We start from the raw sequence: 10,523 nt of genomic DNA on the forward strand, positions 1-10,523 counted from the left end.
CGACGGTCACTTCACGCTGGTGAAGGCCCGGGTCCCGTGGGTCGGTCCTCGACGAGGAGGCGCGCGTAGTTCGCCAGCGAGCGCTGGTAGCGCGGCAGATGCGGGGCGAGGGCGCCGACGGCGAGCGACACGGCCTCGTGCGCGCGGCCCACGTCGACCAGGCACAGCGCGAGGGTCGCGCGCACCGCGTCGTCCAACTCGTCGTGCTCGGCGTCGAGTTCGGGGGTGATCAGGGCGATGGCCTCGTCGACGCGGCCGGTGTTCCGCAGGGAGCTGGAGAGTTGGATGACCGTACGGCGGCGGAGGTAGCCGGTGATGCCGCGGGCGAGGGCCTCCTGGTAGAGGGGGACGGCTCGGTCGGACTGGCCGGTGGAGTCGTGGGCGCAGGCGCGTTCGAAGGGGGCGCGGGGGGTGTCCGGCGGGAGCTCGGCCGCCAGCTTGTCGATGCGCTCCCGGAACTCCTCGGCCCCGTCCTCGCCGTACCCGTCGAACTCGCCCCACGCGGCGGCGACGCGCCGCTCCCAGTCGTCGTTCATGGCGCCACTCTCGCACACGCGTACGGCCCTCACGGGGCGCCCCAGGCCCGCCCCTTCCCGATCCTGGGGGCTCCGCCCCAGACCCCCGCTCCTCAAACGCCGGAGGGGCTGAAAGATCCAGCCCGTCCGGCGTTTGAGGACGAGGCGCGAAGCGCCGAAAAACGAGGGATCAGGACAGGTGCCAGGCGCTGAAATGGGCGGTGCCTCGGGTCTCCGTACCGGCGTTGGCGGCGGTCATGAAGAGGCCCACGTCCTGCGCGGCCGCTGCTCCGGGTACGGGCACCGTGGTCACGGGACGCCAGGACGCCCCGTCGTCCGTGGACAGTTCGCCGGTGAAGGAGCCCGCCGCCCGGGAGAGCCGCAGCAGCACCGGCGCCTTCACCCCGGTGATCCGCCGGTAGGTGTCCAGGGTCCCGTCGCCGTTCGTGTCGTAGGAGAGGACGACTCCGTTGGCGGGCGTGACGGCGAGGTTCAGGAAGCCGGGGGAGCCGGGCGTGGCCAGGGAGTTGCGGGCGACGAGGCCGGCCCGGGCCCAGGGCCCCGTGGCGGCCTGGGAGTCGACGCGCACGGTCACGGAGACCCCGTCCCGCAGGGCCCCCGGCCGGTAGAGCGTGCCGAACTCCGCGGTGCCGCGCCACAGGTCCGCCCCGCCCCCGTCGATGGCGTAGCGCCCGTCCAGCTCGCCGAAGACGGCGGCGTTGTTGGTGTGGGTCCGCCAGCCGGGGCCGAGCGGCCCGGCCTCGAAGAGGGTGCCTTCGTGGACGGCCCGCACGCGCTGCTCGCCCTGCGGCCCGTACTCCACGGCGAGCGTGTAGGGGAGGGGCCTCAGCGGCGCGTCGAGGGGCGTGCCGGGGGCGTGCGCGCGCCAGGCGACGGTGCCGGAGCCCCCGGCGGGCACGCGGGGCAGCGACGTCGGCCCGGCGGGCTCGGCGTCGATGCCGGTGAGGGCGAAGTCGACGCGGCCGGTGGCGCGCAGCCCGTTGACGTTGCGGAAGCGGGCCTCGACGCGGGCGCTGCCGCCGGGCGGGAACGCGGGCGGCTCGGCGGTGACCTCCAGGGAGCCCTGGTAGGGCGCGCGGGCGAGCGTGTCCCGTACCAGCGATGCCGTGCGGTGCGCGTCCGTGACCGGCCGCAGCGGGTGGTCGTCGCGGCGGCGCGTCCACGGCTCCTCGAAGGTGCCGAACCAGTCGACCGCCCGGGGCGCGCGGCCCGCCGCGAGCGCGTCGGCCAGCTCGTCCAGCCACCGCTGCCAGCGCGGCGTGTAGAAGTCGCGCAGCAGGCCGTGCCACTCGCGGTTGCCGTACTCGTGCAGATTGCCGGGGTCGGAGGTGGCGCGGTCGCCCCACACGGTGATGAGGACCCGCGCGGTGCGCTCGAACTCGGCGCGCTCGGTGTCGTTCGTGGCGAGCCGCCGCGCGTCGTCGAGCCACGGCCCGAGCAGGAACGCCTCGTGCGCGCCGGTCACGTCGTCCGCGAGGCGCATCAGCCGCAGCCACAGCGTGGAAAGGGCGCGGAAGGCGTCCTGGTCCTTGCGCAGGTACGCCGTTCTGAGCTGGGGCAGGAGCTGTCGGCTGCGGTGGGCGAGCGCCTGCCGTGCCACGTCCACCAGGTCGTACTTGTACGCGGCGCTGCCGCGCAGGCGCGGCGCGACGCCGAGCAGGCCCGCGAGCGCCGCGTCGAAGCGGGCGGGGTCGTAGGTGAGGGCGCGCGGCGCGTACTCGGCGGCGCGGTTCGCGGCGAGGTCGGGGCGGGCCGCGAACAGCGAGTCGTGCGGATCGCTGCGCTCCACCGCCGTGTGCTGGTACGCCGTGTCGTGCAGGGCGCGCCAGGCGGACCGCGCGGCCCGGTCGTGCCCGCCGTAGCGGAAGTCGGCGTAGCCGGAGAACCACGCGGCGCGGTCCACCTCGTCGTCGCGCCAGGCCAGTTCGGAGAACAGCTCGAAGGCGGCCGGGTCGCGGTCGGTGGCCTCCGGCAGATAGGCGGTGCCGGCGAGCGCGCTGCCGGGCTTGTCGCGCCAGGCGAAGAACTTCTCCTGCCACAGGTGGGCACGGGCGCCGATGGTGGTGCGCCCGCCGAAGTTCGGGATGGTGCCGAAGCAGTAGGGCGTGCCGCCCCAGTCCTTCTCGCGGTCGGTGACGCCGCGGTAGCGGTCGGAGACGCCGTCGACGATGAGCATCTTCTTCTTGTCGACGGCGTCGAGCAGCTCGGGCAGCGGGTTCTCCTGCCAGCCCAGGATCACCCAGGTCGCGCCCGGGTGCGCGGCGCGCAGGGCCTTCTCCACGCCGCGCGCGGCGTCCGGTACCGGTACGTCGCCCGCGGTGCCGCCCTCGTGCAGCAGGTCCATCTTGAAGTGCCCGGCCGCGCCGAACAGGTCGCGCTGGTGGCGGTAGAAGGACGCGGCGACCCGCGCGAACGCGTCGGTGCGCGGGTCGAGCCAGTCGGGGCGCGCGAAGCCGTGCCAGGTGCCCTGCGGGACGACGCGGGCGTCGCCGCCGTTGCGGGCGACGAAGCCGTCGGGGACGTGCCCGTAGTAGCCGGGCAGGACCGGCGCCATGCCGAGCTCGCGCAGCCGGTCCACGATCCGAAGCCCGAGTTCCGCGCGGCGCGCGATGAGTTCGGGCGAGAGGGGGCCGCCGTAGCCGGACAGGTTCTGCAGGAGCCACCAGGGCTGGTGCGAGGGCGCGGGCAGCCAGGCGCGGGACTCGGCGTCGGTGTACTGGAAGTCGCGCAGGACCCGGTGGTAGACGGCCTCGGTGCCCGCGATGACGAAGACCTCGTTGCAGCCGTGCAGGGCGAGGAGGTCGATCATGCGCTCCCAGTACGGCCAGTCGGCGTACGGGGCGGTGTAGCCGTCGTTGGTGTCGTTGAGCGCGAACCGGTGGGGGAGCGCGGTGGACCGGGTGAGCGGGCGCGCGGGCGCGGGCAGCCGGCGCGGCAGGTTCAGCTGGCCGCCGTTCCAGGCGAGGTGCGCGCCGCACACGTACTTCAGGTACCAGTGGACTCCGGCGAGCAGTACGGCGGGAGTGGTGCCGGACACCTCGACGCGCCCCGTGGCCCCGGTCACGCGGAAGCGGTCCCTGCCGCTTCGCGCCGGGACGAGTCTGAGGCGGAACTGGTCCGCGTGGTGCGGGAGTCGACGATTGAGCACGGCGCGCGCCGCGTCCGTATCGAAGGCGGGGCCCTTCGCGGGCCCGTCGGCCGCGCGGGCCGGGAGGGCGGTGCCGAAGGCGGTGCCCAGGCCGGTGAGGCCGAGGGCGCCCGCGGTGCCGAGGACCGAGCGTCGCGATGGTTCGTACATGTGTACCCCCTGCGTCGATGGCTGCGGCGCACGGTATCCGGGCGGCCTGCGGGGCGCGACGGAACGCACGGACACGGCGCGTTCACATCACCTGATGAGACGGGAGCGACGGATGAGGAGCATGGTGTGGGCGGCCGGGGCCGTTTCGGCCACCACGATCGGCCTGGTGCTCGCGGCCGGGCTCGCGGGCGACGGCGGCGGTGACGGCGGCGGCTCCGGGGCGGAGCGGGCGCGGCCCGCGGCCACCGGCACCCTGGAGCAGCTCGCGGCGAAGGCCGAGTGCGCGCCGGACATCCAGACGGACGCGGCGGAGCTGCGCCAGGCGAACTGCCAGAACGGGGCAGGCCGCTTCGTGCTCGCGACCTTCGCCACCGACCGCGGCGAGCGCGAGTGGCTCAACCAGGCCAAGGACTACGGCGGCAGCTACCTCGTGGGCCGCAAGTGGGTGGCGGTGGGCGAGCCCGGCGTGCTCAGGGCGCTGCGCGGCCACCTCGGCGGGACGGTGGAGGAGTCCTCGCACCACACATCGACGGGCTGACCGCGCGGAGCGCCCGAAGGGGCGCGGGGCGGAGCCGATATGCGGCTCCGCCCCGCGGGCGCGATCAGCCGTCGACGGCCCGCAGCGTCAAGAACAGCGACGGCCCTCGTTCAGGCACGTGGCGACACGTCGCATCAGCCGCTGGTCGAACACGTTGATGAAGTCACCGTGGTCGGTGACGGGCTTGTGGAGCTGCTCGGGGAAGGAGTCCACGGCGAAGCCGGGGCCCGGCGGCACGTCGTACACGATGCGCTGCACCAGCTGCGGAACCGCGCGGAAGCCCCGGGGGCAGCGGCCGCTGCGCGGGTCGGCGAACGCGACGTGCGTGCGGTGGTTGGCGCTGTCGGTGTTCCGGCCGTCCCAGCAGCTCTGGAAATTGAAGGTGCGGACCACTTTGCTGCCCTCGGGGCAGATCGGGTATTTGTCCTTCAGCTGCCGGTTCTCGAATCCGGTGCAGCTCCAAGAGGCGTTGGCATTCGCGTCACCATTGGTGAACGCCTTGGCGTCGCCGGTGATGATGCGCAGGAACCGCGGCATCGCGGTGACCTTGCCCACGGGACTTCCGGCGAATGTCAGCGTGACCTGGTCCGGCGTCTGGATCTCGCCGACGTTCTTGTCCCGGCCGCCGCCGTCCGCGCCCGCGTCGTCCTCGTCGTTTCCGTTCTGCAGCCGGAGTACGGGCCAGTAATAGGTCGACTTGTCGCCCTGATTGCGGCAGCTGGTGCGGCCCTTCGCGAGTTCCTGGTCGCTGGAGAAGGCGTCGGTCTCCTGGTTTCCGACGTAGTCGTGCATGTGGTGCGCGCCGTTGCTCACGCCGGGCGCCACGATGACGTTGTCCGGGTTGAACTTCCCGTTCTTGTTCGTGCCGCAGCGCGTGGTGAAGGTGCCGCGTGAGGCGCCGCGCTGGTTGCGGGGCTTTTGGACGTTGGGCCGTACGGAGGTGATGTCGACGAAGTCCCCGGCCTCGGGGCCGTTGCCCGCCTGGCCCTGGCCCTGGCCCTGGTCCTCGCCCGGTTCCTGGCCCTGGCCCGGCTCCTCGTCCTGGCCGGGTTCCTGGCCCTGGCCTTGACCCGTGTCGCCCGGTGGCGGCCCGTCGTCGTCGGCGCGCATGGTGCACGCCACCATGCTGTCGAGGTTCTCGGGCGCCCGGCCGCTCCGGTCGATCGCGGTCCGGATGGCGTCGATCGTCGGCCGCCGCTGCTCCTGGAGCGGGTCGAGGACGGCTTCCTGGTCCTCGGGGTTCCCGGCCTCGGCGAACCGCGTGTACGCCTCGGTGATCTGGCTGTCCAGGGCGGCGAGTTCGCGGTCGACGTCGGCGCGCGCGTCGTCGGGGACCTCCGGCAGCTGGTTGCCCACGTCGGGGCAGCTGATGGTGGTGGCCGTGAGTCCGCCGTCCCGGGCCTGGGGCGGCGGACTCTCCTCGGCGTTCGCGTACACATTCACCGCGACGAGTCCGCCGCCGCCCAGGATCAACGCGGCCGACGCGGCGATCGCCCGCCGGGCCAGCTTCGGTCGTTTTCGTGACGTGCGTCGTGTGGTGCGTCCCATGGGGCTACGTACGCATCACGGGGCCGCGGCGTTCAAAGCCGTTCCGGATTTCCCCGGGGAAATCCCGTGCGGGAAAGGGCAGTTGATCAGCGGCCCTGGTCGAGAAAGGCGAGAACGGCGAGGACGCGGCGGTTGTCGTCGTCGGAGACCGGGAGATCGAGTTTCGCGAAGATGTTGGAGGTGTGTTTGGCGATGGCCCGCTCCGTCACCACGAGCTGCGCGGCGATCGCGGCGTTGGACCTGCCCTGCGCCATCAGTTCGAGGACTTCCCGCTCGCGCGGGGTCAGCGCGCCGAGCGGCTCGTTCGCGGACCGCCGCGACAGGAGCTGCTGGATGACCGTGGGGTCCATCGCGGTGCCGCCCGCCGCGACCCGGCGCACCGCGTCGATGAACTGCTCGGCGTCGAACACCCGGTCCTTCAGGAGGTATCCGACGCCGCCGGTGCCGTCGGCGAGCAGCTCGCGCGCGTACAGCTGCTCCACGTGCTGGGAGAGGACGAGCACCGGCAGGCCCGGGCGCGCGCGGCGCGCGGCGAGGGCGCACTGGAGCCCTTCGTCGGTGTGCGACGGCGGCAGCCGGACGTCGACGACGGCGACGTCCGGCTGGAGCTCGGCGAGGGCCTTGGTCAGTTCGGGGCCGGTCTCCACGGCAGCCGCGATCTCGAAGTCGAACGCCTCCAGCATCCGCACCAGGCCGTCGCGCAGCAGGAAGAGATCTTCGGCTAGGACAACTCGCAAGGGATCTCCATGGTCACCATGGTCGGGCCGCCAACGGGACTGCTGACGGCGAGTATGCCGTCGAATGTACCGAGCCGCCGTTCGAGCCCGCTCAGGCCGGACCCCGAGCCGATGCTCGCCCCGCCCTTGCCGTTGTCGGTGACCGCGACGCGGAGCATGCCGTCCGCGTGGTGGACGTCCACCCAGATCCGGTCCGCCTGCGCGTACTTGACCGCGTTCGTCAGGACCTCGCTCACCGCGAAGTACGCCGCCGACTCCACCGGGGCCTCCGCCCGGCCCGGCAGGTCCACGTCCACGTCCGTCGCCACCGGCAGGCGCAGCGCGAGCGCCCGCACCGCGTCGCCGAGGCCGCGCTCGGCCAGGACCGGCGGGTGGATGCCGCGCACCAGGTCGCGCAGCTCGGTGAGCGCCTCGCCGGAGTTCTGCCGCGCCCTGGCGATCATCTCCTTGGCCTTGGCCGGGTCCCGCTCCACGATCGCCTCGATGGTGCCGAGGTCCATGCCCATGGCGACGAGGCGGGCCTGCGCGCCGTCGTGCAGATCGCGCTCGATGCGGCGCAGCTCGGCCGCGGAGCTGTCGACGGCGTCGTGCCGGGTCTCCTCCAGGCGGTCGACGCGCAGCGCCAGCTCCCGCTCCCGCATGGTGGCCGTCGGGGCGAGCAGGGTGCGCGACAGCTGGAAGTGCGCGCGGAGCAGCGGCCGGTTCACGAACAGGCCGAGGACGAAGAAGGCGGTGCCGAGCGCGGCGGCGGCGAACGCGGTGGCCTGCGAGGTGACGTGGATGAAAGCGAACCACTCGCCGCCGCCCGCGTCGTAGATCGGCTTCCAGACGCCGCAGGCGAGGACCCAGCCGTAGGCCAGGTACAGGATCAGGGCGGGCGGGAGGACCGCGAGGACCACGCCGAAGGTCATGTTCACCAGGAGCCACTCCAGGTCCCGCCAGGTCGCCGGGTCCTTGAGCATCCGGGTGCAGCGCTCCACCTGCCCGGCCACGCCGCGCGCCGACCGCGCGGGCTCCTGCCGGTACGGGACCGGAATGCGCACGTCCGCCCACTCCCCGGCGTGCAGCCGGTGCAGCGTCGCGTACTTGCGTACGGCGGTCAGGACCACCGGGGTCGTGAACACGCCGATCCCGAGCGGGATGAGCGCGATCGACACGACCGAGAGCACGAAGAGCGTGATCGACCCGGCCAGCGAGATGACCGTCAGATACAGGCCGCGTGCTCCCGCGAGCAGGCTCTCGCGCACCCTCGACGTCTTCATGGTGTCCCTCTCCTCAGCTGGCCGTGCCCGGCCGTGCCCGGACGTCTCCGCCCGTGACCGGCTGTGTCCACTCGTGCTCGGAACCGCCGGGCACAAGGACAGTTTCGCTGGTCGGGGCGGTCCGGGTCATTCCGTCCCGCCCCCAGAACGGGGGTGTACCTGACGACACCCCCCGGCCTCGCCCTGTGCTTCACCGAGAGGGGTGCTCGGCGGCTGGGGCCGCGCGCCGCCGATTCCTAGCGTGATCCACGTCAACTCGCTTAACTCACGCTTACCAATGGGGGCGAAGGTCATGAGCGCCAAGAGGCTGAACCTCGCGGCACGACTCGGGGTGTGGAGCGCGCACCACCGCAAGAAGGCGATCCTCGGCTGGCTGCTGTTCGTGGTCCTCGCCACCGTCGTCGGCGGCGCCACCGGCACCGTCACCGCGGACGACGACGAGATGGGCACCGGCGACTCGGCGCGGGCCGCGAAGATCCTCAAGGACGCCGACATCGACGAGCCGGCCTCCGAACTCGTCATGGTCAGCGCGCGCACCGCCGACGGCTGGCGGGAGGCGGCCGCCGACCTCGCCGCGGCGATCGAGAAGACCGGCGAGACGACGGAGATGCAGTCGCCGCTGCCCTCCGAGGACGGCAAGGACGCGCTGCTCCGCTTCCAGGTCAAGGGCGAGTCCGACAAGGCCGCCGACCGCGTCGACCCGGTGCTCGCGGCCGTCGACGAGGCCAGGGACGCGGGGAAGGCACACGGGATCGCCGTCCACCAGTTCGGCGACGCCAGCTCCGAGAAGTTCCTCAAGGACCTGCTCGCCGACGACCTGAAGAAGGCCGAGTTCATGGCCGTGCCGCTGGCGCTCGCCATCCTCCTGGTCGCCTTCGGCGCGGTCGTCGCCGCGCTGCTCCCGGTCGGACTCGCGCTGACCGCCTGCGTCGCCGCCTTCGGCCTGCTCGGCCTCGCCAGCCACGCGGTGAACATGGCCGAGACGACGTACTCCGTGATGTTCCTGATGGGCCTCGCCGTCGGCGTCGACTACTGCCTGTTCTACCTGCGGCGCGAGCGCGACGAGCGGGCCGCGGGCCACGACGCCGAGACCGCCCTGCGGATCGCCGCCGCCACCAGCGGCCGCGCCGTCCTGGTCTCCGGCCTCACCGTGATGGTGGCCATGGCGGGCATGTTCCTGTCCGGCCTGCTCCTCTTCAAGGGCTTCGCCGTTGCCACGATCCTGGTGGTGTGCGTGGCGATGCTCGGCTCCGTGACCGTCCTGCCCGCGCTGCTCGCCTGGCTCGGCGACCGCATCGACGCCGGCCGCATCCCGTTCCTCAACCGCCGCTCCAAGAAGGGCGCCCACGCCAGCGGCACCCTCGCCGGAACCCTGGTGAAGCCGGTGCTCGCCAAGCCCAAGTTCTTCGCCGTCGCCTCCGCGGGGCTGCTGCTCGCCCTGGCCGCGCCCGCGCTCGGCATGAAGACCGAACAGCTCGGCCTGGAGAAGCAGTTCGGCTCGGACGCGCGCCTCTCCGTCGCGTACGAGGAGATCACCGACGAGTTCCCCGGCGGCCCCGCGCCCGCCCGCGTCGTCGTGCACGCCGACGACATCGGGGCCGCGCCGGTCCGGGACGGCCTCCGCTCGCTCACCGCGCGGGCGGGCAAGGGCGCCGAGCTGACGCTGCACGAGGCCGCGAACGTGGCCGAGATCGAGGTGCCGCTGCCCGGCACCGGCAGCGACGCCGCCGCCAAGAAGGCCCTGGACGACCTCAAGTCGGACGTACGGGACTTCCGCGCCGACACCCGCGCCGACGGCCTGGAGGCCTACGTCGGCGGGGAGCTCGCCGGGTCGCAGGACTTCACCGACCAGCTCGGCAAGGGCATCGTGCCGGTCTTCCTCTTCATCGCCGCCGTCACCTTCCTGCTGATGCTCCTCAGCTTCCGCTCGGTGGTCATCGCGGTGACCTCGATCGCCCTGAACCTGCTCTCCGTCGGCGCCGCGTACGGCGTCATGACGGCCGTCTTCCAGCACGGCTGGGGCGCGTCCCTCATCGGCTCCGAGAAGGTCGGCGCCATCGAGAGCTGGATGCCGCTGTTCGTCCTCGTCGTCCTCTTCGGCCTGTCGATGGACTACCACGTGTTCGTGGTCTCCCGGATCCGTGAGGCGCGCGACCAGGGGCTCGACAACCGGGCCGCGATCCGTGAGGGCATCTCGCGGACCGCGGGTGCGGTGACCGGGGCCGCGGTGATCATGGTGGCCGTGTTCGCGGTGTTCGGCATGCTGTCCATGCAGGACATGCAGCAGATGGGCGTCGGCCTCGGGGTCGCGGTCCTCCTCGACGCCACGGTGGTCCGCATGATCCTGCTGCCGTCCCTCATGACGCTGCTCGGTGAGCGGAACTGGCGTACGCCTCGGGGGCTGGGGTGGCTGCCCCAGGTCTCCCACGGCGAGGCCCCGACGGAGGCCCCGGCCCGCGCCCGGGTCCCGGCCTAGCGCCCCCCTCGGGCCGGGGCGGGAGGCACCCACCTCCACCCCGGCCCCCGGGTGGGCCCCTCCCACCCGCCCACCCGAATCTCCCCGGCCTTGCGGGGTCGGGCCCTGGCGCGTGGCGCTGCGGGTGG

General features: G+C 73.0%; 7 protein-coding genes. 2 read left to right on the forward strand and 5 right to left on the reverse strand.

Annotation, left to right across the window (positions count from 1 at the left end):
* Nucleotides 1–11: 11 nt before the first annotated feature.
* Together IG74_RS0139080 and IG74_RS0139085 are read right to left on the reverse strand one after the other, a co-directional pair.
* Nucleotides 12–536, reverse strand: coding sequence for a tetratricopeptide repeat protein (locus tag IG74_RS0139080; protein ID WP_030687292.1), 525 nt, complete (start codon nucleotides 534–536; stop codon nucleotides 12–14).
* Nucleotides 537–705: 169 nt separating this feature from the next.
* A complete protein-coding gene (locus IG74_RS0139085; protein ID WP_030687294.1) occupies nucleotides 706–3,834 on the reverse strand; it encodes an alpha-N-acetylglucosaminidase in 3,129 nt (1,042 codons plus the stop codon).
* 112 nt (nucleotides 3,835–3,946) lie between these two features.
* Between IG74_RS0139085 and IG74_RS0139090 the strand changes: the two genes are divergently transcribed.
* Complete coding sequence (locus tag IG74_RS0139090) at nucleotides 3,947–4,372, forward strand: hypothetical protein (RefSeq protein WP_030687297.1); 426 nt, start codon at nucleotides 3,947–3,949, stop codon at nucleotides 4,370–4,372.
* 87 nt (nucleotides 4,373–4,459) lie between these two features.
* On the opposite strand, the gene IG74_RS0139095 is transcribed toward IG74_RS0139090, so the two are convergent.
* From IG74_RS0139095 to IG74_RS0139105, 3 genes are all read right to left on the reverse strand, one after another.
* Nucleotides 4,460–5,920 (reverse strand): DUF1996 domain-containing protein, encoded by a 1,461-nt coding sequence (locus IG74_RS0139095; RefSeq protein ID WP_030687299.1) that lies wholly within the window; start codon nucleotides 5,918–5,920, stop codon nucleotides 4,460–4,462.
* Nucleotides 5,921–6,006: 86 nt separating this feature from the next.
* Nucleotides 6,007–6,657 (reverse strand): LuxR C-terminal-related transcriptional regulator, encoded by a 651-nt coding sequence (locus tag IG74_RS0139100; protein ID WP_030687301.1) that lies wholly within the window; start codon nucleotides 6,655–6,657, stop codon nucleotides 6,007–6,009.
* On the reverse strand, nucleotides 6,642–7,919 hold the full coding sequence (locus tag IG74_RS0139105) for a sensor histidine kinase (RefSeq protein ID WP_030687303.1): 1,278 nt from the start codon (nucleotides 7,917–7,919) through the stop codon (nucleotides 6,642–6,644). Before IG74_RS0139105 ends, IG74_RS0139100 begins: the two co-directional genes overlap by 16 nt.
* 292 nt (nucleotides 7,920–8,211) lie before the next feature.
* On the opposite strand from IG74_RS0139105, the gene IG74_RS0139110 reads away from it, so the two are divergent.
* Entirely contained in the window at nucleotides 8,212–10,395 is a 2,184-nt protein-coding gene (locus IG74_RS0139110; RefSeq protein ID WP_199818955.1) for an MMPL family transporter, read from the forward strand.
* Nucleotides 10,396–10,523 lie beyond the last annotated feature (128 nt).

The organism is Streptomyces sp. NRRL B-1347, assembly GCF_000720325.1.
Taxonomy (GTDB): Bacteria; Actinomycetota; Actinomycetes; order Streptomycetales; family Streptomycetaceae; genus Streptomyces.

What these genes read in the sequence shown, in the direction of transcription:
- IG74_RS0139090 (WP_030687297.1), top strand. Translation starts at nt 3,947, where the DNA reads ATGAGGAGCATGGTGTGGGCGGCCGGGGCCGTTTCGGCCACCACGATC.
- IG74_RS0139095 (WP_030687299.1), bottom strand. Translation starts at nt 5,920, where the DNA reads ATGGGACGCACCACACGACGCACGTCACGAAAACGACCGAAGCTGGCC.
- IG74_RS0139105 (WP_030687303.1), bottom strand. Translation starts at nt 7,919, where the DNA reads ATGAAGACGTCGAGGGTGCGCGAGAGCCTGCTCGCGGGAGCACGCGGC.
- IG74_RS0139085 (WP_030687294.1), bottom strand. Translation starts at nt 3,834, where the DNA reads ATGTACGAACCATCGCGACGCTCGGTCCTCGGCACCGCGGGCGCCCTC.
- IG74_RS0139110 (WP_199818955.1), top strand. Translation starts at nt 8,212, where the DNA reads ATGAGCGCCAAGAGGCTGAACCTCGCGGCACGACTCGGGGTGTGGAGC.
- IG74_RS0139080 (WP_030687292.1), bottom strand. Translation starts at nt 536, where the DNA reads ATGAACGACGACTGGGAGCGGCGCGTCGCCGCCGCGTGGGGCGAGTTC.